At 60.2% G+C, this 24381-nt stretch carries 27 protein-coding genes and 1 tRNA gene; all 28 read right to left on the bottom strand.

Annotated features, from left to right (window positions below):
* Positions 1 to 2: 2 nt before the first annotated feature.
* The 28 genes from E0E41_RS04605 to E0E41_RS04465 all read right to left on the bottom strand — a co-directional run bounded on the left by E0E41_RS04605 (position 3) and on the right by E0E41_RS04465 (position 24092).
* On the bottom strand, positions 3 to 1169 hold the full coding sequence (locus E0E41_RS04605; RefSeq protein WP_242623694.1) for an XRE family transcriptional regulator: 1167 nt from the start codon (positions 1167 to 1169) through the stop codon (positions 3 to 5).
* A gap of 132 nt (positions 1170 to 1301) precedes the next feature.
* Positions 1302 to 1748, bottom strand: a complete 447-nt coding sequence (gene vapD / locus E0E41_RS04600; protein WP_130868925.1) for a VapD family protein — start codon at positions 1746 to 1748, stop codon at positions 1302 to 1304.
* Between the two features lie 2 nt (positions 1749 to 1750).
* Complete coding sequence (locus E0E41_RS04595; protein WP_165450499.1) at positions 1751 to 2062, bottom strand: hypothetical protein; 312 nt, start codon at positions 2060 to 2062, stop codon at positions 1751 to 1753.
* Between the two features lie 88 nt (positions 2063 to 2150).
* Positions 2151 to 2873: a DNA-methyltransferase gene (locus tag E0E41_RS04590; RefSeq protein ID WP_130868923.1), complete on the bottom strand. Its 723-nt coding sequence runs from the start codon at positions 2871 to 2873 to the stop codon at positions 2151 to 2153.
* On the bottom strand, positions 2863 to 3453 hold the full coding sequence (locus E0E41_RS04585; RefSeq protein WP_130868922.1) for a hypothetical protein: 591 nt from the start codon (positions 3451 to 3453) through the stop codon (positions 2863 to 2865). The genes E0E41_RS04590 and E0E41_RS04585 overlap by 11 nt, the downstream gene beginning before the upstream one ends.
* 8 nt (positions 3454 to 3461) lie before the next feature.
* A complete protein-coding gene (locus E0E41_RS04580; protein ID WP_130868921.1) occupies positions 3462 to 4232 on the bottom strand; it encodes a DUF7768 domain-containing protein in 771 nt (256 codons plus the stop codon).
* The gene (locus tag E0E41_RS04575) at positions 4229 to 4654 is read right to left on the bottom strand and encodes a hypothetical protein (RefSeq protein ID WP_242623693.1); all 426 of its coding nucleotides are present in this window, start codon (positions 4652 to 4654) and stop codon (positions 4229 to 4231) included. The genes E0E41_RS04580 and E0E41_RS04575 overlap by 4 nt, the downstream gene beginning before the upstream one ends.
* Before the next feature lie 225 nt (positions 4655 to 4879).
* The gene (locus tag E0E41_RS04570; RefSeq protein WP_130868919.1) at positions 4880 to 5623 is read right to left on the bottom strand and encodes a phosphoadenosine phosphosulfate reductase; all 744 of its coding nucleotides are present in this window, start codon (positions 5621 to 5623) and stop codon (positions 4880 to 4882) included.
* A complete protein-coding gene (gene metK, locus E0E41_RS04565; protein WP_130868918.1) occupies positions 5620 to 6780 on the bottom strand; it encodes a methionine adenosyltransferase in 1161 nt (386 codons plus the stop codon). Before metK ends, E0E41_RS04570 begins: the two co-directional genes overlap by 4 nt.
* Complete coding sequence (locus E0E41_RS04560; RefSeq protein ID WP_130868917.1) at positions 6770 to 7153, bottom strand: DUF3846 domain-containing protein; 384 nt, start codon at positions 7151 to 7153, stop codon at positions 6770 to 6772. Before E0E41_RS04560 ends, metK begins: the two co-directional genes overlap by 11 nt.
* A 488-nt stretch (positions 7154 to 7641) precedes the next feature.
* Positions 7642 to 8043 carry a hypothetical protein gene (locus E0E41_RS04550; protein WP_242623692.1) on the bottom strand — a complete coding sequence of 134 codons (402 nt, stop codon included), beginning with the start codon at positions 8041 to 8043 and terminating at the stop codon, positions 7642 to 7644.
* 23 nt (positions 8044 to 8066) lie between these two features.
* Positions 8067 to 8615 carry a gamma-glutamylcyclotransferase family protein gene (locus E0E41_RS04545; RefSeq protein ID WP_130868916.1) on the bottom strand — a complete coding sequence of 183 codons (549 nt, stop codon included), beginning with the start codon at positions 8613 to 8615 and terminating at the stop codon, positions 8067 to 8069.
* A 2-nt stretch (positions 8616 to 8617) separates the two neighbouring features.
* The gene (locus E0E41_RS04540) at positions 8618 to 8866 is read right to left on the bottom strand and encodes a hypothetical protein (protein WP_130868915.1); all 249 of its coding nucleotides are present in this window, start codon (positions 8864 to 8866) and stop codon (positions 8618 to 8620) included.
* A gap of 4 nt (positions 8867 to 8870) precedes the next feature.
* Positions 8871 to 9830 (bottom strand): amidoligase family protein, encoded by a 960-nt coding sequence (locus E0E41_RS04535; RefSeq protein ID WP_130868914.1) that lies wholly within the window; start codon positions 9828 to 9830, stop codon positions 8871 to 8873.
* Positions 9827 to 10966, bottom strand: coding sequence for a DNA (cytosine-5-)-methyltransferase (gene dcm, locus E0E41_RS04530; protein WP_130868913.1), 1140 nt, complete (start codon positions 10964 to 10966; stop codon positions 9827 to 9829). Before dcm ends, E0E41_RS04535 begins: the two co-directional genes overlap by 4 nt.
* Positions 10967 to 10980: 14 nt before the next feature.
* Complete coding sequence (locus E0E41_RS04525; protein WP_242623691.1) at positions 10981 to 11283, bottom strand: hypothetical protein; 303 nt, start codon at positions 11281 to 11283, stop codon at positions 10981 to 10983.
* Positions 11273 to 12205 carry a ParM/StbA family protein gene (locus E0E41_RS04520; protein WP_130868912.1) on the bottom strand — a complete coding sequence of 311 codons (933 nt, stop codon included), beginning with the start codon at positions 12203 to 12205 and terminating at the stop codon, positions 11273 to 11275. Before E0E41_RS04520 ends, E0E41_RS04525 begins: the two co-directional genes overlap by 11 nt.
* Complete coding sequence (locus E0E41_RS04515) at positions 12202 to 12864, bottom strand: DUF4240 domain-containing protein (protein WP_130868911.1); 663 nt, start codon at positions 12862 to 12864, stop codon at positions 12202 to 12204. Before E0E41_RS04515 ends, E0E41_RS04520 begins: the two co-directional genes overlap by 4 nt.
* A 17-nt stretch (positions 12865 to 12881) precedes the next feature.
* On the bottom strand, positions 12882 to 13274 hold the full coding sequence (locus E0E41_RS04510; RefSeq protein WP_130868910.1) for a hypothetical protein: 393 nt from the start codon (positions 13272 to 13274) through the stop codon (positions 12882 to 12884).
* On the bottom strand, positions 13271 to 13504 hold the full coding sequence (locus E0E41_RS04505) for a hypothetical protein (RefSeq protein ID WP_242623690.1): 234 nt from the start codon (positions 13502 to 13504) through the stop codon (positions 13271 to 13273). Before E0E41_RS04505 ends, E0E41_RS04510 begins: the two co-directional genes overlap by 4 nt.
* Before the next feature lie 204 nt (positions 13505 to 13708).
* Positions 13709 to 14089, bottom strand: a complete 381-nt coding sequence (locus E0E41_RS04500; RefSeq protein ID WP_130868909.1) for a single-stranded DNA-binding protein — start codon at positions 14087 to 14089, stop codon at positions 13709 to 13711.
* A gap of 86 nt (positions 14090 to 14175) precedes the next feature.
* The gene (locus E0E41_RS04495; protein ID WP_130868908.1) at positions 14176 to 19368 is read right to left on the bottom strand and encodes a SpaA isopeptide-forming pilin-related protein; all 5193 of its coding nucleotides are present in this window, start codon (positions 19366 to 19368) and stop codon (positions 14176 to 14178) included.
* Positions 19369 to 19474: 106 nt separating this feature from the next.
* Positions 19475 to 20206 (bottom strand): class D sortase, encoded by a 732-nt coding sequence (locus E0E41_RS04490; RefSeq protein ID WP_130870765.1) that lies wholly within the window; start codon positions 20204 to 20206, stop codon positions 19475 to 19477.
* A 42-nt stretch (positions 20207 to 20248) separates the two neighbouring features.
* A complete protein-coding gene (locus E0E41_RS04485) occupies positions 20249 to 21151 on the bottom strand; it encodes a hypothetical protein (RefSeq protein WP_130868907.1) in 903 nt (300 codons plus the stop codon).
* Positions 21152 to 21197: 46 nt separating this feature from the next.
* The gene (locus E0E41_RS04480) at positions 21198 to 22109 is read right to left on the bottom strand and encodes a DUF3991 and toprim domain-containing protein (RefSeq protein ID WP_242623689.1); all 912 of its coding nucleotides are present in this window, start codon (positions 22107 to 22109) and stop codon (positions 21198 to 21200) included.
* A gap of 121 nt (positions 22110 to 22230) precedes the next feature.
* The gene (locus E0E41_RS04475) at positions 22231 to 22662 is read right to left on the bottom strand and encodes a translation initiation factor 2 (protein ID WP_130868905.1); all 432 of its coding nucleotides are present in this window, start codon (positions 22660 to 22662) and stop codon (positions 22231 to 22233) included.
* A gap of 379 nt (positions 22663 to 23041) precedes the next feature.
* Positions 23042 to 23133 (bottom strand) — tRNA-Ser (locus E0E41_RS04470).
* 143 nt (positions 23134 to 23276) lie between these two features.
* The gene (locus tag E0E41_RS04465) at positions 23277 to 24092 is read right to left on the bottom strand and encodes a cell wall hydrolase (protein WP_130868904.1); all 816 of its coding nucleotides are present in this window, start codon (positions 24090 to 24092) and stop codon (positions 23277 to 23279) included.
* Positions 24093 to 24381 lie beyond the last annotated feature (289 nt).

The raw sequence follows: 24381 nt of genomic DNA, 5'->3' as shown, positions 1-24381 counted from the left end.
GTTTACCCTTCATGCTCGCCAGAGGGCCGCGAATTTAAGTCCAGAAGCTGCCGCACCCGCTTTTGCAGATGCCGCTCAATCGCCAGCAGCCGGTCGTCGGGCAGGTTCAGCCTGGGATGCCTTTGGAACGTGAATCCAATCAGCTTGCGGAGCTGCCCCATCTGGACCGGCCCCATTACCTCCCGGCACACCGTTTCAAAGCTGATACCATAGGGCGTCCCCCTGGTTCTGGCATAGCTGTCCAGATCCTTGAAATCCTCCGGCATGGCAAAGTTGAACAGGGACATCCCGTTATCAAATACAGGCGCCGCGCTGGTGACCTTCCCGGTGTGGTTGTCCCGCAGGACGCCGAAGTTTCCGAAGTGCCGGTCCTCATTGTAGATCACCGTGTCGAGCACCAGCATACTTTTGATTTGTTCATAGGCTTCCGGTCCAAGCTGCCGGTAATACTCCATGCAGGCTTTCAGCCCGCCCTCCCGCACAATGTGGCCGATAGGGATATAGGCGGTGTCAATATCCGTAAACAGCTTGCAGCGGGAGGCCAGGATGCCCTTCCAGTTTTCCAGCTCGTAGGCCACCGCGTCCAGGCCCATGGCCTGGGCGACCTGGCTGGCGTAAAACTCGCTGTAGGGCTCATTGCCGGTGTTGGCCGCGCCGAAGGTTCCGCCCTTGTACAGATAGATGCCCTCACCCTCGATAAACCGCCATGCCTTGGGGAGCATCCCGTTGGTGGTCAGCTCCGGCGAGGTGGTGAAGGCCGCGTCGCTCTGCCCAATGCCGGTGTAGGCCACCAGAGACAGGATCTCAGAGAAGCGGTTCTCATATAGATTATACTGTGCAAACGTCCCGGTAAAGCCCTGGGGCACTACCCAATAGCTGTCGTTCAGGGACAAGCCCTTGCACACGTCAATGATGCCCCTGGTGTCGTTGATGCTCAGACTGAAGGTTTTCAGGATCTCAGCGACATAGGCGCGGTTCTTGGGGATCACCCGCCTCTGCAGCCATTTCACCAGCCCGTCGTCCGTCAGCTCCAGATCCAGGGGGAACAGCGCCCGATCATCTTCTCTGATGCTGTGGATCTGCGCTTTCAGGCCCTCAATGCCCTGCTCCGCCAGGGAGAAGGCCAGCAGATCCATATCGTACAGGCGCAGCATATACTCCTGTTCCATGCCGCAGCCACCTCCATTCCGGCAGTAAGAGATTCCCGGAACAGTGTCCGGGTCTGCACAATGCAGGCTCTTTTGCCCTTTATTATACTGGTTCATCCTGGTTTCCGCAAGGGGAATTGCCTGCTAGAAAACTCAGCGTTCCTGAGATCGGACACGCTTTCGTTTCCTTTGCTGTTCGGGCGTTGCCTGCGGTTCCGGCCTGCTTCTGGCCTGTATTGCGGGCCCGTCCAGTTCAACCGCCAGCGCTCCAGATGCGGCCTGGAGCGTCCGCTTCAGGCTGTGCCGTGCCCCGACCGTGCTCATATCCACCTCGCGGACACATTGGCTCAGCCAAGGAAGCGCCTCCGCCAGCTGCTCCATCAGTCCGACGATATCCAAGGTTGTCACCTTGTTGATGGAGACGTACACAGAGTGCTGCCGGCGTTCAAAGCCATTCATGTGCATAAATTGCTGGATGTCATGGTAAGCCCGTTTATAGTATTGCTCATTCCGCACCGGCTCCGGGTGGGGATAATACCGCTTCAGCGACTCCTGGTGCAAATCAAATGTGATTTGCTTTCGGCTTCCGCTGCCTGCCATACTCAGCCCATCTTTCGGCCCTGTACCTTCCACGCCTGGGACAGCACATCCTCCTGGGTGCCGTCGTCATCGTGCCAGATACAGGAGGAGGCCAGCGCGGGGAACCACTCCGTCCGCAGCAGGGCCATAATGACCGCCCACAGATTGGCGAAGTCATCCTCTCCGCCATGATCGGCACAGGTAAGCACAGGGCCGTTCTGGACACAGCGCAGGCCATGAGCCTCAAAGTCTTTTTGGATGGCCTGCCGCACAGTGTCCAAGGTGTAGCCCTGCTGTTCCACTTTTTGCTGGTCAAAGGTCATGTCGACTCTCATCTGTCTCACCTCCATTTTTCGGGATCGGCTACAGGATACCGCACCTCCGCTGGTTTATCCAATCCTTTTCCCAAACAGCACCAGCAATTCACGCACACGGCTCCAGCTCCCGCGCGATCCGCTCCCTGGCCAGCCTTGCGTACTCGCCGGTGACCTCGATGCCGGTGGCGGTGTAGCCCTCCAGCACGGCGGCCAGCACGGTGGTGCCGCTGCCGGCGAAGGGGTCCAGGATATGGCCGCCCGGCTCGGTGATCTTCACCACGTCCCGCATGAGCGGGAGGGGCTTCTCCGTCAGGTGGATGCGGTTTTGGGGATTGCCGTACTTGAACACGCCGGGCAGGCAGGGCACGGGGCGGCTGATGGGCATATCGCCGTTGGAGCCCCAGACGATGTACTCCGCCTGCTGCCGGAACCGGCCCTTCTGGGGCCGGCTGTTGCCCTTGTCCCAGACAGCGGTGCCCCGCCAGATCCAGCCCGCCCACTGGAGTGCGTCGCTGGCGGCGGGGAGCTGCCGCCAGTCGATGAACATACACACCGGGGCGCCGGACTTGCAGAGCTTTCGGGCGTCCGCCAGCCACTCCGCCGCCCAGCGGGTCCAGGACCGCTGGTCTTTGGAATCCCCGTCAAAGGGCGGGGGCGCGTGGTCGCCCATGCTGGAATACTTTTTGGCGGTGGATTTGTTCTTCTCCGCCTGGGTACGGCCCCCGGAGGCGTAGGGCGGGTCGGTGATGACGGCGTCGAAGGTGCCGGGGGCGAACTGTCCCAGCAGCTTCAGCGCGTCGCCGTGGATGATCTCCCACTTATCGTTCATGGGTATCCCTACCTTTCTTTTGAACAGATTTTTGAGGCTTTGGCGCGGTGGAGAGCTCCGTCTCCACATACTCGCTGATGATACACAATGCTTCCTCATAGCTGCCGGAGCTGGTGACCCGCTGAAACATCTCGTCGGCCTGCTTATTCTGTCCGGCCTGCTTCAACAGCCGGGAGGCCCGGCCCAGGATGCCGAAGATATTTCCGTCCTGTCCCACCAGCTCCATTTTGGGCCTGGCGGGCCGCTGCTCCTGGATAAAACCGCCCAGGCGGTTGGGGACATAGTCACTCAGCCAGGTGCCGCCGAACTGCCCGTGGGTCTGCAGGCGCCATACGGCCAGCTTGCCCACATCCAGCTTGACGCCATCAAAGGAGAACAGCAGGTTGGTCAGCCCTTGATGCTGAAATGCGGAAACGCTTTCAAATTGACTGCCGTCCAGCAGGATACCCTCCTCCGTCAGAAGGCCGTTGATGCCGTCCACCCACTCCTGAAGGTCACCGCCGCAGCCCTGGAGGATGAGGCCCTCCTGATCGTTCATCTGACGCAGTTCGTCGATGGTGACCGTCTTGATTTCTGCCATTTGTCCTCCTATCTGCTCTGACCGTGTCTGGGTCGGCCCCTTGTCTTTTTGAGACCCGGCTGCTCTGCCTTGACCGGGATGTCAAGCTCCTCCGCCCTGCGGATCTCCGCCAGCATCCCCGGTGTACGCACAGTGCCGTACACATTGACCTGCTGACAGTGCTCCACCAGCCGCAGGCCCATCTCCCGTGCCGCCTGGTCCTGGACAGGGTCATCAGGGTCGGCAAAGGGCGGGAACATGAGGTGCGGGCACACCGGCACATCCCCCGACAGAAACACCTCCTGGGCTTTCTGCCGGGCAAACTCGATGTTTTTCTCCACATCGCCCCACAGAGGGGCGCAGATGTAGATCAGCTTCGGACCATGTTCCTGGTCTTTGGTTCGGCCTCGAAACGCGGCCAGATAGCTTCCGGCTGCCTGCCGGAGCCGCTGGTAATCTGCCGGCGCCGGGTGGTAGGCGTACCAGTCCGCTTTCCCGTCATTCACCCAGATATGGGGATCAACGCCGCTTTTCAGGTAGGGATTGTTCGGGACCTCCTTTTTGCCCCACACATCCTTCAGACGCAGGGTCAATTTGTCCACCACGCCCAGGTCGTTGTCCAGCAGGGTGAGGCGCAGGGCCGCGTAGTGATCCGCGTGGCCCATGGTCACAAATTCGGCCCGCGCCTGCCTGCCCGTGTCCAGGCCGCCTACGCAGGCGCGGCCTACGAAAACCGGGTCGTGGATGATCTTCCCGTCCCCAAACAGTTTTCGCAATTCCTGCTCGAAAAAATTGCTCACCGCTCCACCTTCCTCCCCTTGGTTTTTGCTTTGGAATGCTCCGGCTGTCCTGCCTGGGGCGCCAGCTCGTCTCTGGACGCGTCCCGAATGATGGAACGTCCCTGGCCGCTGATGACCAGCGTGTCCGGCGTGTCGTTTTGGATCTCCTCGCCGCTGATGATCAGCGCGGCGCCAGTCAGCCGCACGTCGCCGGAGACCCTGCCGTAAACGGCGCTGTGCCCGGAGAGCACGGGGGCGCCGCCGGTGTTCTGGTCATGGACGATGGAAGCAAAGCCGGAGGCCCTGGCGTGGCCTGTCAGGATGGCGCCCCGGATATAGGCGTCGTCCTCGGCACGGGCATGGCCGACCAGAAGCGTCCCCCGCGACACGTATGCATTCCCGCACACGATGGCATTGCCCCGCAGGCAGGCGCCCTTATCCACATAGCCGTCGTTGCAGGAGACCGCGTTATCGAAGATCCAGGCGTCGTCCCCCGGCTCGAAGGACAGGTTGCTCTCGCTCTCTACAAACCCGCCCAGGTCCCCGGCCTTGACCTCACCGCCTACATCCCGCAGGGCGCGGATGCGGTGGAGGAAGGGGTATGTCTCATGGGCGATTTCTGTGATCTCGTATTTTTGGTTGGTCGTCGTTCTCAGCTCCTTTTTCTCTTACGCAGCTTCTCGGAACAGATTCATCTGTGCGTCCTCCCGCCGGAACGCCGCGTCGATATCGGAGAACCGCTGAGAGCGGTTGAACTTCTCCGTCACCTTTCCCGGCAGGGCCTGCAGCTCCAGCATCCTGGCCCACAGCTCCGGGTGGTGGTCGTAGAGGTGACGAAGCTCCCGGCGTTTGGCGTTGGGGCAGAACCAGCAGCCGCCCCGGTTGGTGAAGGCGTAGACAGGGGAAAGAAGCCCCGCTTTTCTGCACAGCTCCCCGGCGTCCTGTTCTGTGCGGCTATATTTTTCCAGAAGAGACACCTGGCGTGTCCCAAGCCGCAGGAGCCGGTCCTGCTCATCCTTGGCAATACCGATGTACTGGATTGTGTCGGGCGGCAGGCTTTTCTGGTACCGTCGGATGGGCTTCAGCTTGCAGTCCCGCTGGACGGCGCACCGCCCACAGATGGGGAAGGAGCGCAGCATTCCTTTCTTTGGGCCGCGGGTGATCCGGCCAGTGAACAGATCCACATAGGTTTTCTCACCGCGCAGGACCGTGACCTTTACTCCCATACGCTCCAGCGCCGGGATTCCCCTGGTATAAATAAAGTCCCGGTGTTCCGGGACCTCTCCTGAAATATCCTTGTCAAACATTACTTCGCAGTACACTGCCTCGTCCAGCGGCTCCCCATGCTCTAACGCCAGCAGGACAGTGGCCACGCTGTCCTTGCCAAAGCTGCAGGAAGCAATGTGCTTCAACGATTGGACACACCCGCTTCCTTGAACCGGCAGACCTCCGCCAGGAGCTCCGCCCGGTCCGTCCGCTCCCAGGGGGCGTCAGGATGGGTGAAGTGCCCGTAATTGCAGAAGCGGGCAAAGCCGGGGCGGTCCAGTCGGAGGGCGCGGATCATCCCGTCCGGGGTCAGGTCAAATACAGACCGAACCGCCTGCTCCAGTATGTCGTCGGTGTAGGCGCCGGTCCCGTGGGTGTCGAGATCCACCGCCACAGGCTCCGCCCTGCCGATGGCGTAGGCCAGTGCGACGGTACACCGCTCCGCCAGGCCAGCCGCCACGATATTCTTGGCGATGTACCGGGCCATATAAGCCCCGCTGCGATCTACCTTTGTCCCGTCCTTCCCGGACAGGGCGCCGCCCCCATGGGGGACAAGGCCGCCGTAGGTATCCGCCATGAGCTTGCGGCCGGTCAGGCCGGTGTCCGCCTCAAAGCCGCCCAGGACGAAGCGGCCAGAGGGGTTGATGAGGATCTCAGTCCCCTCATCCGGGGGCAGTTCCCGCAGGGCGGGTATGACCACGCGCTCCGTGATCTCTCGTCGCAGCTCCTCCAGGCTCTTGTCCGCCTCATGCTGGCAGGAGACCACCACGCTGGTGATCCGGCTGGGCAGGCCGAACACATACTCCACCGACACCTGGGCTTTGCCGTCCGGCCCCAGGCCCCGGATCGCGCCCGTTTTTCGGGCATTGGCCAGCAGGCGGGTCAGGCGGTGCGCCAGCACAACGGGCAGGGGAAGCAGTTCGTCCGTCTCCAAGCATGCGCAGCCGTACATGATCCCCTGGTCTCCGGCCCCTCGCTGTGGGGAGGCGGCGCTGCCGCTATCCACAGCCTCCGCGATGTCGGCGCTCTGATCGTGAGTAAGGACCTCGATCTCATAGTCAGAACCATATCCGGTCTCATGGACAGTCTGGGCGGCAATGGCTGGGATGTCCGGGAGCGCCTTGGCGGTGATCTCGCCGGCCACAATGATTTTTCCTGCCGTGGCCATGGCCTCACAGGCCACGCGGGCGTTGGGATCGTACTCCAGGCAGGCGTCCAGCACCTTGTCCGCGATGGCGTCGCACAGCTTGTCCGGGTGCCCCTCTGTAACTGACTCCGCGATTTGGATGTACTTATCTCTCATGCGCGTTTCCTTTCTTGGTATGATTTTTCTCCGTCTGTGCTTTTGCCGGAACAGTGAGGACGATGCAGTTGTCAAACATCTCTTTATAACGCCGGATCTGGTCGTCTGTCAGAGATGTAAAACTTTCGCTCCCCAGCCCGGCCACAAAAAACGTGCCGCAGACAATGTCATACGGCACGTTCTGCTCATCCAGCAGGGGGCGGTTGTAGGGGAGGCCCAGCAGCTTGCCCTCCTCATTGACGACCACAGCCACAGGGTCATCGAAGGGATAGACCGCTTCGATGTCGCCGCCCACCAGCTTTTGCATGGCGTCCAGGCCCTCGATCTCCCGCACATAACAGGGCTTCAGGGGCTCCACAACCAATACCTTCATGTTCGGTCACCTCCTCTGCGGGTTTTTCCTTTTTTCTGTATAAGTAGTTGAAATCCGGCTTGGGCCGATCTTCCCGCATCCGATCCGTCCGATAGCAGAAAATATAGAATTTTTGTTCTTGTGGAAAGAGCCGCAGGTAATATCGGTATTGGCTGCTGTCCATGCGGAACGCATAGAAGGTATGTCGGCCGGACATTTGTGCCTCCGAATGTGCCTGGCAAAACGCTTTCATTGCGGGAAAACTGCCCAGCATACCGCTGCCTTGCAATTCATCGATCAGTTCATGCAGTTCCGAACGAAATGACGGGGAATCCAATCTCCTGTGCTTCTGCTGCCAGGTTACCATGACATCGTCCCCAACGTTTTCCCCTAAGAATACACCTTTGAGACAGCCCACCTGAGCGTCCTCCTGCAGTTTTGTGGCAAAGAGTGGGTCAATGTCTCCATTCGACGTATCATATAAAGAAAACCGTCCGCACTGATATGGGTTACCGCTCATTCACGTTCCTCCTGTCTCTTTTTGAAGTGACACGGTCATGGCTGGAGGGCAGGCGGGCGGCCTCCTTCCCCCACTGACGGTCCAACTGCTGTACCATTTTCAAGGTCTCCCGGAAGGCCATATATCTCTGGATCTGCTCTGGGTCATCCGTCACAGTTCGAACCGTCACCCAGAGGGGGCTGCCATGGAGGCCGCGGTCCTCCTGGACGACCAGCGCGGGCCGCTCTCCACCCTGAAGGGTGACGCGGCATTCCCGAAATTCCTCCGCGTGGTCGTATAGGCCATAGGCGAGGCCGGCCACCTTCAGTGCCTCCAGCGCGCCCACCGTCACATGGAATCCCGTGGACCTTATATGCAGCTCCCCGGTCAGCGAGATTTCCTTACCTGGCATTTCGTCCCTCCAGGCACAGCGACCTACCTCTCATGGCTGCCCCTCCGTTTCGGCTGCCTGGCCCGCTCACCGCTTATACGGTTGACGCGCCTCGTCTCCTGATCCACTTCCTTGGCACAGTGCTCCCAGGCATCCTTCAATGCTTGTACCGGCAAGCCATTCTGGCGGTAGCCGTCCTGGATACCTTTGTAGTAGGGGCTGGAGGGCATAGCCGGCGACTGCCACTGCTCGTTGTCCGTCATCACATAGGCCATAACGGTGATCTGCTGCCCATTCCGGTCACGGACGGTCACAGATTCTTTTTGATACAGTCGTGGATAGCCCTCATAGAAGTCGAGAGACGTTTCACAGGCAGAGGTGATCTCCCACAGCAGGCCATGTACCACACTCCCGTTCTTAAATGCAATCGTGGCGACGCCGTCCCCTCTGGCATGGCCACGGAACAGCAGCTCATAATTTTCCAGGGTAACAGGGCCAACTACCCGCGCGTTCGGACAGCGGAATGCCATCTGCTCCAGGTTGATGTTGCTGCCGTAGGCAAAATAAAGGGAACAGTCCGATTTTTTCTCCATTCTCATTCCTCCACAAGAACAAGCGCGCCGATCCGGTCCAGGTACTCCAGCATGGCGCGCGCCTGACACTCCGTCCCGCCCTCCGGGAGGGGACAGTCCATCCCGGCGGCGCGGACCACATTGTTCCGCAAAAACCAGATGTAGGTGTCGGTATCCGGGAATTCCGTGGGATCAAAGGCCTGGTCCCGCAGGCAGTCCATGATCTCTGTCCCGGTGCCGGTATAGGTGGCATCTTCAATTTGAACTTTCAATTTTTCACCTCTCTGCGGTTCTGTTTTTCTTCTTCTGATTGACTTTGTAGCTGTCCTTATCGTATCGCCAGGCCCTATCCCCCTCAAGATTGGCCAGCAGATAGTCGCGGGTGTGCTTGAATTCAGGACCGTTCAGACCCAGCCTCACCAGCCACACCCGGAAGGTGAACAACTCATTGTCGCTGTGGGTCCTGCGCATCACTGTGCTGCGCTGGACGATGGCCTGGGCTGACATGGCCAGGCACAGGTTGATATACGCCGCCGCACGGCCCGCGTGGAGGGTGGAGTTGAAGCAGCGGAATTCCACGGTACCCCGGTAAAAGACAGAGTGGAGATTTAAGGCGTAGTACCGCGTCCAGTTGTAATGGTCACTGTTTTTGACCTTCCCTTCATACCAAATCTCCTCCAACTGCGTCAGATCCGTTGTCTCCTCGGCGGAAAGCTGGCGGGCCTTTTGCAGCATGGGCTCCCGCACTTTTTTGCAATAGGTCCGCACCCGGTCCGGGTTGACCTGCAGCGCCTTGAAGAGGATATCCTCCTTGGAGAACATGATGCTCAGGAGATTTTTTAAACTCTGCCTGTTGTGTTTGGCGGCATCCACATGGACATGGATGCCGCAGGAGTCGTTGACCTTTCCCTTGGCATACCGCATCTGCCTGACACACTCCTGAAACTTAGGCAGTTCCCCATAGGTCAGCTTGGGGGAAACCATCTCGACGCGATAGTCTGGGCTGTCGGTGACCTCATAGCTGTATCCATTCCACTTTTCCGCGTAGATGCTGCTGTCGCTCACCAGCTTCCACTCCTTACCCTCGGGGTCCCTGACGGCCCAAGTATCATAAGTGCCGCCCTTGTGACGAGGCATGGTCCCAAAGTATTCCGCCAGGGCTTTAGCGGCCTGTTTCCTTGTGATGCCGGTGAACTCCACCTCCACGCCGAAGCACTGATCTTTCATCCCGGTCATGCCGCGTCAACCTGGCGGAGCGCCTCGTCCACAGCCAGCAGCCGGCGCCCGATAGCCTCGATCACATTGACGGTCACGCTGTTCCCCGCCTGCTTATATGCCTGGGCGTCTGAGGTGATAGCCAGGATCTTGTCGATCTGTCCCTCATCAAAGCCCTGAAGCCGGAGGCACTCCCTGGGCATGAGGCGGCGAATGCGGCCGCCGCGCTCCACAATTCCCTGTACGCAGGCCACGTCGTGGGCGTACCGGCTCACACGTCCGGCTCGGGTCCTGCTGCCGGGATAGGCCAGATCTACCGCGCTTCCCTCCGCCGCTTCACAGCAGCCCCGCCGGGTCCCTTCCCGGATCAGCAGCACGCCAGAGCGTTCCGCCTTGTGGTTGGACAGGGTGGTCTGCCCATATCGTGCCGTGAGGCATCGGGCGGCGTCTGTCCGGCGCGGCGCTTCCGCGCACAGATCTACAAAGGGCTTGTCCTCGGGATAAATCAGGTACAGTCCTGTTTTTCCTCCCATTCCGCCCGCCCCGGACGTTTGGGTGCAGGCGGCGCCTCTGGCGTCGTAGATCCGGGCCCCCTGCGGTCCTCCAAGGCGTTGTATAAGAGCTTGTCCAGCTGTGCCGAAGACAGGAAGTATTTTTCCGGCGCATCGGGGATCAAGATAGCAGATAAGGAACAGGCGCTTTCGCGCCTGGGGGACATAGAAATCCGCGCTGTTAAGCACAGCCCATTCCACATGGTACCCCAGGTCATCCAGCGCGGTGAGGATGGCCGCAAAGGTCTCCCCCCGGTTATGGCCCAAAATTCCGGGAACATTTTCAAGCAGCAGATACGCAGGTCGCCTTGCCTGAGCCAACCGGGCAATTTCAAAGAAGAGAGTGCCTCTGGCGTCGGCAAAGCCCCTGCGGTGGCCAGCGCATGAAAATGGCTGGCAGGGGAACCCGGCACACAGCAGGTCGAAGTCCGGCAGGTCAGCGGGGTCAATGGTTCTGGCGTCTGGATAGTATCGCTCCTCCTCTCGAATCTCATGGATGGCGCGGTAGCTGGCCTCCGCGCGCTTGTCGATTTCGCAGTGGCCGACGCACTGGAAGCCCCCGGCCCGGTCCAGCCCGGCCCGGAAGCCGCCGATCCCCGCGAACATATCAAAATAGCGGATCAGGCTGTGTCATCTCCCTCCTGGAGCGTGCGCAGAAAGCCGAGGATGCTCTCGTCCACATCCCCGGCCGGCTGCCGCGCTGGTCGCTCTGTCGCGGTAAAATCAAAGTGTTTCAGTTCTTCCCGGATCGCCCTGCGGACAGTGTCCAGCAGCGCCTCCTGCTCCTGGGCCCGGCACACCATCCTGCACACGGCGTCCGTCCGCTGCCCAGGTGGGATGGTCCGCAGGATCTTCCATGCCTCCCGCTGATGGGGCGCCTGCATGGAGAGGGAGAGGTTCAGCCGGCGCCGGTCACCGCCCATGGGCCGCACTCCCCGACATCCGCTCCACAAGCCGCTCATAGCCCTTGGCGTTCAGGCATACGTCGTCCAGGATCAAAGGCCGGCACAGGCCCTCTGTGGCCGCGACGTGCCGCTTCAGCAGCGCCGACCCGCCGCCCAGGAAGATGGCGGGCATGGCGCGGACGTCCAGTCCGCTCTCTGTGATGGCGGAGAGGAGCTCCTGAACATACTGATTTGCCTGGGCGTGGATGACCGCCTTGACGCGCTCGTTGATGCTCCCCGCGCTGCCGCGCAGCACAGCTTCGATCTGCGGGTCCGTCATGGAAATGCCGAACATCTGCCGCACCTTCTCGCTGATCCCGTCCAGACAGCGGATCATGCCCAGCTCCAGGCTCCGGCAGGCTGCGGCGTTGGGGATGCGGTTGTCCAGCCGCATCAGGTCCACCGTCCAACCGCCAATGTCCGCCACGATGACGGAGGGCTCGTCCAGCAGCTCACTCTGGGTCAGCACGGCGGCGTAGCCCTGGGGGAACAGGGACACGTCTGTGACCGTCACGGCATACTCCCGGCCCTCATAGCGGAACAGCACAGGTTTTCCGTCCCGGAACAGGTACTCCCGGAATTTCTTCTTATCCCGGCCAAAGCTGGTCAGGGGCAGGCCGGCGGCCAGCAGCACCTCCGCCGTCCGTTCCGCCTCCCGGTATTCGAGCTCCTTGGCGATGGCCGCCAGGGTCAGGAGATAGTAGTCCTCTGTGGCCGTCTTTTCCTTTTGAAGAGGCTGCCGCCCACTGCCCACCACATAGTACCTTCCGCCATATTCCAGCACATCCTTCTGGGTGTATGGCTCATGCTCGTACTCCACCACTCCGGTGGGAAAAGAAAAGTGGGGGGACTTCATGGCTGCGTACCCATGATCCACCCCAATTGTGCAAACGTCGCTCATCTTGCCTCTCTACCTTTCTTTTTCAATTCCTTTTTTGCGTCATATAATCTCCCCTGCTCCAACAGCAGACGAATTTCCGGCTGGTCCGTGTTCCAGCCGGTTCCATCTATATTGAATCTCTCAGCTCCACCATATTTGGCGCATAGCCGGGGATAAGCGGCAGGCAGTGCCCGTGTTGCCCGCGGGAAGCTGATGTCATCCCGATACGCAATATCCTCCATCAGGACAGCTTTCCACTTCTCATAGGAATCAGGGCTTGAATTTTCGTAGGCGCTCTGCCCGGTAAGCTGCTCATAGGCATAGTCCCCCACATAGGACAGGCTCTCAAAGCAACAATCCCCATACGCCTCTATATCCGCCAGGGAATCCGGGTTACGCAGCGCGGCCAGATAAATCTCCTTGCCCTGAGCGATCAGCCATGCGCGGAAGTCAATAAAGCCGTCGTCGGAACACCACTCCTTCATGATGCTGGCCGCATCCCAAAGGCCATATCGATTGGCCAGATCTTCATATACGTGCAGGATGTCGTGGAAGGCCTGGGCTTGCTCCGGCCCCATTTCCACCAGCCGGTCTTTCAGTTCAGCCGCCATAGCGTCCATATCCTGTCCGCACTTTTCCTTGGCCTTATGAATCAGTTCCCAAAAGGTGTCCTTGTTCATCTCCGTGCTCTTAGTCTCTATCGCGCGTCACCTCGCTCTGATTTTGGGTTCCTTGTCTTTCTGAGGCCCATGCGCCGCAGGGCCGTCTCATAGAGCCGTTTCTCAAAGGCGCGGTATTCCAGGGTCCCGGTATCCACCTCCAGCAGGATAGCCCGCTCATAGGTCGTGCCGGGCACAGTCTCCCAGGATACCGCCCGAAAATAGGCGGCGGTCAGATACCGCAGGAGTTGGCGGCCGTCCGCAAATTCGAAACAGCCGCAGGCATCCTCATAGGGGAATTCCTCCCACAGATGCCTGATCCCCGTGACCTCCTGGGCGGCGGAATAGAGTTGAAATCCGTCCGGGTCATGCCGCGGCGCAAAGTGCCGGTATAAACATTTAATCTTTTCTGCTCCGTCCGACGTGCTCATCCCGCCTTTCTCTGTTTCCCTGGCATAAGGCGGGCTTTCAGGCGTTCCAGCACACGGATGCGCACCCGCACCTTACCCGCCGTGGCGTCCAGGCCCCGCATCTGGTTCTGGATGCGGCGCTGGATGCTCTGGAGCTGCATCTGATCCCGGCAGCACTCCAGCACATAATACCGGCCCCTGCCGTTGGACAGGACCTCCCGCCTGCCGTCGTCGTCCCGCAGGCTGGCCATGAGCCGCTGGCCAAGCTGCCGACGGTATCCTCATTGACGATGACGGGGGAGTAGCAGCCGTTCTTCAGCAGGTCCGCCTCCAAAGCGGCCAGCTGCTCCTCACTCAGCGGGGGGAGCAGCTCGGCCATCTCCGGCAGGCGCACAGGCACGCGCTCCGCGCTGCTGTATGTGATCCCTGTATTCTTCATTTCAGCGGCCCGCCTCTCAGGCCGCGACAGGACCGGAATCCTCCTCCGGCCTATCCTCCGCCTGGGCCGCTTCCTCCGCCCGGCGGGGAGAGAGGAATTCCACCTCGGTGGCCTTGATCAGGAAGCCGGGCTGGCGGGTGGGGTCGTCCGCGAAGGAGATGGTCTCGAAATCGCCGGAGGCGGCCAGCTTGCAGCCCTTCCAGGCAAAGGCGGCGCACCGCTCCGCCAGGGGGCCGCGCACCTTGATGGAGATGAAATCCGTCAGCCGGTTGCCATCCGCGTCACGGTAGCGCCGGTCCGACGCGATCCGCAGAATGGCATAGGGCTTCCCGGTGGCCTCATTCATCTTCAGCTCCACGTCGTTGGTCAGGTTTCCGGTTGCGGTGATCTTCAGCATAATCTTGCTCTCCTTTTTACTTTGTAATGGTAGTGGTGTATGAGTGGGCGCGGCGGGTCCCAATGGGACCCGCCGCGCCAGATCCATCAATATCCCGTCCGGGGAAGGGTCGGAATGACCGGCTTGCCATATACCTTAGTCACCCAGCGGGAGATGGCCTGCACCCACTGGCCGTTGTAGACGCCGCCCACGTCGGCCACATTCACGAAGGAATCGGCGGACAGACTTGCCACGGCGGTGCAGTGCAGGTAGGACTTTTCCACCTGGGCAAACCCGGCGGGGGCCTGGCCAAACACGAACATAATCTCGGTCACGCGCTCGTTGGCGGCAAGGCCCAGGGCCACAGGTGACGCTGCCAGGGTGTAGTTTTGTGCCGTAGACAGGTTGTCCGCCAAGGTCTGGTACTCCCCGCCATTCACCCGGTAGGTGATCTTGTATGTGCCGGGGAAGTTATAGGTTCCGGTCACAACCGTGTCCAGCCGCACCTGAGCGGGCAGGGTGTCCCGGAAGTAGAAGCTCTCCAGCCGGACATTGGAGGTGTTGGCGATCCCGGAGAAGGTGTAGCGCACCGGCTGGCCGCTGACGACCTCCTTTGGCCCGGTCTTGGAGATGTTGACGCCGGTGGACAGGCTCTTATTGGTGACTTCAAAGCGCACGATCTGGCCCTCATGCTCCAGGTAGGCGGTAAGCGCCTCCTCATTGACGCCGTAGTGGTCCGGCGCCTTGACCTCCCGGATGGTGTAGCGGGACAAGGGGAGCTGCTTGGACACGGCCAGCCCCCGGCTGTCGGAGCGGATGGTGTCCACTACATTCCCGGCTTTGTCATAAATCTCAAACACGGCCCCCTCCAGGAGTGTCCCGGCGGGCAGGCCGGTGGTGGGGTTGTAGTCGGCGGATTTTTTGATGATTTGGATTTGCCCGGTGATGGGGGTATTCTCCCACTCCACCAGCGTGGTCTCCCCAGCCTTGACGTAGACGGTGCGGAGCTGGGTGTCCGGGATATAGCCCTCATGTTCCAGTTCACGGAGATAGTAGCGGCCGCTCTCGGTCAGCCCCTCGAACCAGGCATAGCCCCGGTCATCCGTGGTCTGCTGGTCGATGGGGTTGTGGCCGCTGTCGTAGAGGATGAAGGACACGCCGGGGATGCCCTCGCCGTCCGCGGTGGAAATTTTATGGAGCAGGATGCCGGAGAGGGGCGCGTTGGTCACGGTGAGTTTCGTAGTCTCCCCGTTCTTTACGGTGAAGTAGTGGGGCGAGGGGTCCAGCTTGAAGCCCTCGGCGCTCTCGGTCTCCACGGCGTAGTAGCTGCCATCCCCAAGGGAGACAAAGACGCTGCCGCTCTTGCCGGTGGTCACGGTGTCCACCAGGGCGTCATCCGACACCCGGCGAATTTCAAAGGTGGTGTTGGGGATGCGCTCCGACTTGTCCGCCGAACTGACCTTGATGATCTCCACGCCGCCCACAGCGTTGTTGAAGAATTTTAAGGTCTGGGTGTCGTTGGGATTGACGGTGACGGTCTGGCTCTGGCTGTCCGGGTCGATAGAATAGCCCGGTACGCTCTCCAGCTCCGTTACAACGACGGTGCCGGTGATGCCGGACAGGATGATCTTTCCCGTAGAGTCGGTGTAGTAGAGGCCGTTGGAGGACAGGGTGCCCCCGGCGGCGTCCACATAGCGGCCATCCGCGTATTTGATCTCGAATTTGACGCCCTCCAGGGGGATCGTCGTTGTGCCGTTCCGCCCCCATTTTTCGATCACCAGGCTGCCCAGGGGCTGGTTGCGGAACTCCACGGTAACGGTCTGGCCCTCCTTTACCTGGACGGTCTGGGGGGTATCGTCCAGCAGGAACCCGTCCTTGGCCCTGGTCTCTTTGATGACCAGCGTGGTGCCGGGGTCGATGTCCTCGATGAGGAAGGCCCCCGCGCTGTCTGTCACGAACCTGCCGTTGGCGTCGCCCACCACGGCCCCGTCCGAAGTGGTCACAAAAAACTCTACATCACTCAAGGGGCTGTTGTCCGCGCTGGACACCTTCTTGACCAAAACGGCCCCCTTGGGCGCGTTGCCAAAATAGAGGGTCACGATGTCCTGATCCTCGCCGGAGATATAGAAGGACTGGGGCGCGCTGTCGATGACATGGGCCCCGTCGCTCTCCACTTCCTCGCAGATGTAATAGCCGGCCTTCAAGCCCGTGACGGTGAAGGAGCCGTTCTCCGAGGTCACATAGGTGCCGATGACGGTGCCGCCGGTGCCGGAGGTGCTGCCCCCCAGGTAACTGAGCTGGAAACGGCAGTTGGGCAGGGCGGCCCCGGTCACACTGTCCCGCTTATACACCACCAAAGCCGACAGAGGGGTATTTTCAAACAGGAACGTGTGGCCCTTCCCAGCCTGGACAAACGCCTCCTGGGTGTCGCTGTCCTTGATGGAGAATCCAGTGGGCGGCTCCAGCTCCTTCACCCGGAACCAGCCGTCCCGCAGGCCGTTGTCCGGGCCAGTCAGTTCAATGCGGCCGTTCTCGTCCGTGGTGAACACGCCCAGGTCGTTGTACTCGCCGGTCTCCGTGTCGCTGCTGGCGTACCACACCTGGAAACGAACGTTACTTAACCGCTCATGGGTGATGGAATTTTCCTTGATGATCTGGATGGTGGGCGCCTTGTGATTTTCAAAATAGGCCGTCCGGTCCCGGTTTGGATAGAGAGTGACAAGCTGGGGCTCCGCGTCCAGCAGGTAGGGCGACGGCACCGACTGTTCGGAAATTTGGTACACGCCGGGCAGCAAATTTTCCAGGGTGGCCGTCCCATCCGCCCCGGTCCTGATCTCGTCCACGCTGTGGCCGTCCGCCGCCTCCACCAGGAACACGGCATCGGCAACGGGGGCCCCGGTGTCGGCGTCCCGTTTCACCACCGTCAGATTGGGCCGGCGGTCATTTTCCAGCACGATGGTGCTGTCTTTGCCGGGGAACAGCTCCACATGGTGCTCCTTGGGGTCCAGGATGTGGTCTGATACGGTATCGGTCTCTTTTAGGGAATAGACGCCGGGGCTGAGGCCCTCCCAGGTGATGGTCCCCGCCGCCGAGGTGGTCTGGTCCATGTACCGGCTGCCGTCCTCAATGCGGGTCAGGCTGTAAGTGACGCCGGCCAGGGGCATACCATCCGCGCTGATCTTCGTCAGGGTGAGGGAGGGCAGCTTGCTGTTAGTGAACACAAATTCCGCGTTCTCGTTGGGGTCCAGGTGGATGACGCGCTGGGCGTCGTCGATGACATAGCCCGGACACTCCAGTTCCGTTACTACCACCGCGCCGGTGGGGAGCTTGGACAGGTCGATGGCGCCGTCCTCCAGGGTGGTCAGCTCCTGGGACCAGGACCCGTCCACCGCCTCAAATAAGAATTTGGCGTTGGCGATGGGTTTGGAGAGGTCGCCGCTGTCCACCTTGATGAGGCGGATGCCGGGCTTTTTGTCGTTGAAGAAAACCAGCTCTTTGATGCCGTCCCCGGCCTTCAATTCGATCTCCTGGGGGGGGGTGACGGTGATGTGTGCGTCGTCGCTCTGGCGTTCCTCCACCCGGAATGTGCCGGGCTGACAGCCGGTGAGCAAGACCTCGCCCAGGGCGTCCGTCTCATAGTCCCCCAGCAGCTCCCCATCCCGCCAGATACGGAACGTGACGCCGGCCATGGTCTCATGGGTCAGACGGTCATACTTGATGATCCGCAGACCGGGCAGGGCCTCGTTCTTCAGGGTGTACTCCACGCAGTCCCCGGCGATGACGTTGGTGGTGTAGGTCTGGGGGTCCCTCTGCCAGCCCTCCGGGGCGGTGAGCTCCACGATTTCGTATGCCCCCGGCTGGATACGGGAGAACGTATAGGACCCTCCCGTTGTGGTCTCGCCGGTGTAGGTAGCGCCGCTCTCGATATGCTTGATTTGGATGCGGGCCCCGGCCAGCTCCCGGCCGGTACTTCCGTCCTCCTTGATGACCCTTAATTCGCCGTAGGGCTCATTCCAGAAGGTGACTTCCGCGATCTCACCGTAGCGGACCATGACCTGCTGCGTATCCTCCTCCGGTTTCAGGTGATACCGGCTTGGGATTTCCTCGGTGACGGTGTAGAGGCCGCTGAGGGTCAGGGGGAGCAGCACCTCGCCGTCCGAATTGGAGGAGAAAGAACCGATGGGCTCCCCGTCCGGGCCGGTGACGGAGAAGATGGCCCCCTCTAAGGGGATGTTCGTCCCCGCCTCCAGCTTGATAATTTTCAGGCCGGTATCGGGGGGCTCCTCCTCCGGGCTGTCCGCGTAGCTGCTGATGGCGGCCACGTCCAGGCGCACATTGTTGTCCAGGTCGCAGATGTAATTTTGCAGGTTGCCGTATTTGTCCTTCTCCTGGCAGACAGCATACATGGCGGCGTATTGGGCCACGGGCGCGGAGAGGGAGAGCTGGACGCTGCCGGACCGCCCCTCGATGCCCCCCAGGGGGTAGAGGACCTTGAACTGCCCGGCGTAGCCGTCGTTGGCGCCGGTGGTGGTGACGGCGGTGATCTCGTTGTTGTCCATGTCCACGATTTTCGTGCCCTCTGGCACCTGGGAGGGGTCGGAGAAGGCCACGGCCACGTCGTAGTCATACACCCAGGTCTCGCTCCAGACGGTGAACACCTGCTGCTTGTACTCCCGGCCGCCGATGGTGACGGGATAGGCGGCGGAGCGGTCCGCCGTGACGGTCATGCGGGGGTCCAGCATATAGTTGTAGGTGGTGCCCCGCTGGTAGATGTCCTTGGCTGCGGCCAGGATGCGCTCCCCCCGGTCCAGCTCCGCGCCGGTGAGTCCGGGGGCCACCTTCAGGCTGTTGATGGACCAGCCGGGGATGAGGTAGCACCAGAGGGCCATCTTGGTGGCGTAGTAGGCTTGGTACTTGTTGTCCAGGTCCAGCTCCCCCAGGGAGCGGTGAGGGTAGCCGTTGGAGATGATGCCCACCACCTTGGGGTCGCTGGCCTTTTCCTCGGCCAGGTACTTGATGCTCTCGCCGGGCCCCACGGTCTGGGGCACGCCGTACTGGGTGGGATTGACGCAGTAGGCGGGGGATTCCCGCATAGTTCCGTTGTTGGATTCGTAGAGGAAATAGGTATATTTCTGCTTTTTGACCGCCCCGTTGATGGAGAGGTAGCCCAGCTCGTAGTCGCCGTTGTAGATGTTGACCTCCCCCAGGGCGGCCTCCACGCTGTCGGCGGCGCTGGCCCCCATGGGCAGGATACCCAGGGCCAGGATGCAGGCAAGGAATAGGGATAACAGTTTTTTCATGGCGCCTCCTAATTCAAATTTGCGGAAGGGATTGGAAGAATAATACGTGATCTGTTCTGCCGGTTTTCCGTGATGGATGGTACGGGAATTTTGATCCGCGGCACGCTCATACCGCAACCGCCTGGACCTGCCAGCGGTAGGCCCGCTGATCCCGGACGCAGGTAAAGAGCGTCATGCGGTTGTCCGTGGTGGCGGCGGCGCCGCTGGTGTCGGTCTCCAGCACCTTTTCCACCGACACTACCGTGTAGGTCCGGGTGCCCAGCTTGGTGGTCCAGGTGACAGTATCGCCGGGCTCCAGGGTGTGGAGGTCCCCGAAGTCGTCCCTCACGCCCCGGTTGTGGCCAGCGACGCAGACATTTCCGGCCCAAATGCTGGTGTCCGGGAAGTGGCCCGCGCCCTTGGCCAGCACGGAACTGCTGGTCCCCTCATAGACCTTGACGCTCAGGCCGATGGCCGGTATCTGGAGCGTCCCCAGGTGGCCGCCGGAGTAGTAGAGGTCGCTGGTCACATCCGTCCAGCCGGTGGAGGCCGTCCCGATCCAGCCGGAGCTTGTGTCCACGGCGGGATAGGTGACGCTCCCCACCTGGGAGACCAGGCCGACGTCCAGGGCGCCGGGAAGCAGATTTGGTGTAAGGGGCTCACCACTGCCGGGGAGGTAGCTGGTAGGACTCCCAAAGGCAGGCGGGATCAGGGCGACATTCTTGCTCCGGTCCACGTTGGGGTCCTCCCGCTCATAGATGGTATTGTTGCTGGTGGGCTGGGCGAACAGGTAGTCCTCCGGAGCGTCCATGGTATATTCCAGTGCGCTGGCTTGGACAACACACATGGCGCACAACATGGCCGCCGCCAAAAGTCCGCGCAGTTTCAATTGCTTCATGGGTCATCTCCTTACACGTGTTTTCTTGAACAGCAGGAGGCCGCCCAAAACGGCCAGAAGTACGCCGCCGCCAACTAAGAGAGGGAGCCTAAGCGCGGACAGATCCATATTCTGCTGAACATTGCTGTTATCCTCCGGCGCTTCCACACTGCCAAAAATGGCCGTATAGACCACAACATTGCTGTCCGTCTTGGCCACTTCACCGCTATAGTCCGCCGCCACGGTATAGCCGGTGGCATACTGGTAGCTGCTGGAGCCGGTATAGCTGGCGGCAGCGGTGTAGCGGGTGACGATCCCGCCCGCGCCGTCTGTCTGCTCTGTACTGGCCCATTGGACGTCTGCCAGGGTCAGGGTCTTGCCGTTGTCCTCGATACTTTTCGGGATGAGAGAGACGTCTGCCTCGGACAGGTTCGGATAGGTGCGGCTGGCGGAGAGGGCCTTGGTCTTGGTGGCGTAACCATCCACGGCCACCTTGACGCTGGTGTGATCCAGGGCCAGGGTCCCGGTGTAACCGTCCTCCGTTGTAACTTCCAGCTCCGCCGCCAGCCGCTGCAGGATCTCCTCCATATTGTCCGTATCGCTGGCCATAGTGATGGTTTCTGTGTGGGCCTTGACGTCTACTCCGATCTCGTCCTCCCGCGTCATGTCCAGCAGATAATACAGCCTGCCGTTCCGTTCAAAATCTGACCGGGGGATGAGGGAGGGGTCATCCGTGCGCGACAGCCGGTAAGTCTTGCTGATCCGGGGCTCGTCCAGATCCCCTGCCGTATATTCCTCCACGGAAACCGGATAATAGCGCGCGTCCGGCGCGGAATCCGCTGCCTGCCCCGGCGCGGCGGCCAGCGCGGGGACCGTTCCGGCCAGGACAAGGGCCAGGGCGCACACTGTGGTAAAAATGTGTTTCATTGTGGTTCCTCCGTTGCTTTTTTCATTTGATAGGCCTGGATGATGCTTATCTGGTCATGGACTGGCGGGCATCCCTCCTCTCCTTGATCAGGCCACGCTGCTGCAGATACTCATTCCAGTCCTTCCCTCTGGCCGGCTTCTGGATATTAACGGTGTAGCCCATTCCCTCATATTTGGCCTGAAGCCTCTCTGCCGTCTCCTGCCCAGGGCCGTCCGCATCCAGGCACAGGGCGATCCGCCGGATGTGGGGGTTGTCCTTCAGGTAAGTATCCAGGGCGCCCTCATACAGGCCGCACAGGGCGATGGCGTTGCTGGTGACCTGCCGGCGCAGGGTGAGGTAACTCATTAAATCTACTGGCGCCTCGAACACCAGCACCCAATCCAGCTCCGGCCTGCTGGGGAGGCGGAAGGCGATATTTTTGTCGCTGCCGGCCACATCCCCCTTGAATCCCGGCCCGTTCCAGTCGTATGTGCCGCGGCAGCTGGCAAACCGGGGTTCTCCGCTGGCATCCCTGCCCACAAAGACACAGTTGTGGTGCTTGGCATCCTCGTACAGCAGGCCGGCCTGCAGAAAAGCGCGGATCACCTGCGGCGCCACCCCTCTTTTTCTGAGATAGGCAAACACATGGCGGTGCTCCGCGTCTGCTGGGGGAAGGACAAAGGAGATTTGCTTAGGCTCTGCCATAGCCTTTGGGCGCGGCTTGGCGGGGGAATCCCTGGCCCGCCCGTGGTAGTCCAGCAGGTATTCCACCGCCTCCGGGAAGCTCTTGCCGCAAAACCGCTGAAGGAAGGTAATCGCGTCTCCCCCTGTATTCTCAGAGTAGCGGCGCCATGTGCGGCGGTTTTTGATGCGAAGGCTGTCCATCTCCTTGGTGGTGTGGTACCTGCCGACCTGCCTGACCTGATATCCCAGGTGTTCCAGCAGATCCGGCAGATCTGTCTCTCTGGCGATCTCCAACTCCGCGTCCGTGAACCGATGGCCTGTTCTTGCTTTCGTTTTTCTCACCTCCCCGAAAACGAAAAACAGCCCGGAGAGACGCCCTGTCTCCAGGGTGTCTCTCCGGGCTGTTCACTCTATCTTACGCTGTCTGGTCCGCTTCCTCGTCACCCCCGCTTTCTACTTGGTCTGGCTCCGGTTCCGCCTCGCCCTCCATGTTATCCCCGGCCTCCGTGTTCACCTCCTCACTGGCCGCTTCCGCTTTGCTCAGGGCTTCCTCGATCAGGCCCAGGACGAACTCCCGCTGGGTCACCTTCCGGCCCTGGCGCTCACTCTCACGATCCAGGTGATGCTTGATTCTCTGGAAGAGCTCCTCCGGGATTTGGAAGGCCATTGTCCTGTTTCCATTGTTAGTCATGTCGCGTTTCCCTCCGTTTTCTTTCATCTCGTAATATTCGATAAGCAGTTGGGTGATGTACTGGCTGGTGGTCTGACCCGCTTTTTCCCGTTCCTCGCATACTTTCGTATGGAGGTTCAGGTCAATTAGGGCACATAAATTTTTTGTTGCCGGCATTGCCTGCTGTCCTCCTTTCGCTGATCGCAACGCAAGTATAGCTGGAAAGCATGGGGAAAGCTATTACCAACACCAACAAAGAATGGGGAACAACCGAAGCATAAGTACCAAGGTCAGGGAAAACAAAAAACCGCCCACACCATTCAGGGTTCTCCTGAACAGTGTGGGCGGTTTCTGCTGTAATGTTCAACTGTTTGAATCAGTGCAGTCCATTCTGGCTTCGCTCCTGTATCACAGGCGGCTCGGTTTGGGGTGAATTTGGCTCTCTTTTATTAAAACGAACTTTTTGCCTTCATTTTCCTTCTTTTTTGCTCAGAATAGCAAAAACACCACACTTTCGTGTGGCGTTTTTGCTGTGCATCTTTTTATCAACACAATTTGGCGGAGTAGGAGGGATTCGAACCCTCGAGCCGCTTTTGACGGCTACACGATTTCCAGTCGTGCTCGTTATGACCACTTCGATACTACTCCATATTCAATTCCTGCCGCCGTTCAGGACGGACAGTAAAAGTTATTATAGCATATTTTTTCGCTACGTCAAGCCCTATTTTCAAAAAAGCAAAAGAAAATAAAAGACGGCCCGATCCCTGGGGGATCGGGCCGTGATTTACAATTCAGGCAAAGAAAGCGTGGGCGCCGATGGTGGCCACATAGGTGCAGTTCCGGGCCGCCCAGCTGTTGGGGGAAACTTTGGGGTTGATGAAGTACAGCGCGTTGCCGGCGGTGTTGGCGCCGTCCAGGCACAGCTTTGCGGCGATCACGCTCTCCGCACTGGGCGTGCGGTTGATGGATCCGCTGGAAGCCGGAGTGAACTGGTTGCGCTGGAAAATGACGCCGTAGACGGTGTTGGGGAACTGGGTGCTGGCCACACGGTTGAGCACCACGTTGCCCACGGCGATCTTGCCTTCCAGGGACTGGTTGCCGCTCTCGGCGTAGATGATCCGGGAGAGCCAGTACAGATCCTCGGAATCATAGTAGCTGTCGCCGGAAGTGATGGGGCCGGAACCGCCGATGATGGTAGCGGTGGAGGTAGCGGCATTCCAGGTGACCGAGGCGCCCAGCGCCTCGCACAGAACGCGCACCGGGACCAGAATGTGATTGCCGTCCACCTTGACTCCGTCGCGGACGTACAGGTAGCGGCCGTTGGCCACAATATACTTGGCCTCGGGCTTGATGCACAGCTTCAGGCCGGTGGCGGTCACTTCCGCCTGGTTGTTGGCCCACACTGCGGTGGCGTCGGGATAGAGCGCTTTTACAACGGCATAATAGGAGACATAGGTCTGCTTATTCAGTACCTGAGAGGTAAATCCCGTCTCGATGGCGGTACCGTTGACGGTAACCGTGACGCCGCTCTCGGTAGCGTATGCCGGAATGGCCAGCGTGAAGCAGATAGCCAGGCAGGCAAGCACACGAAGGGCTCGTTTTTTCATGGTTAGGAATCCTCCTGTTACAGTCTGTTACTTGTTGGTCGCTGAATTGTAACCATATTGTAACCACTTTTGGCCTGGAAAGTCAATAGGAAATTTTGTCTCAGATTGTCAATCGATTGCGGCGCAATGGATTGAGAGAAAAAATAAAAATGGGTGCAGAACATTTTTCGCCGTTTATATCCTGAAACTGGCAACAAATGATAACAAAAAGAAACAGCCCCGGGGCTGCCGGGACGGCAGAACGGAGGGGCTGGCATATCTGACCGGGAAACGGGCCAAAAGTACTGAA

It is taken from the genome of Intestinimonas massiliensis (ex Afouda et al. 2020), assembly GCF_900626285.1.
Lineage (GTDB): Bacteria > Bacillota > Clostridia > Oscillospirales > Oscillospiraceae > Flavonifractor > Flavonifractor massiliensis_A.
The sequence above is the reverse complement of the archived record's forward strand: the minus strand, read 5'-3'. Positions and strand labels throughout refer to the sequence as shown.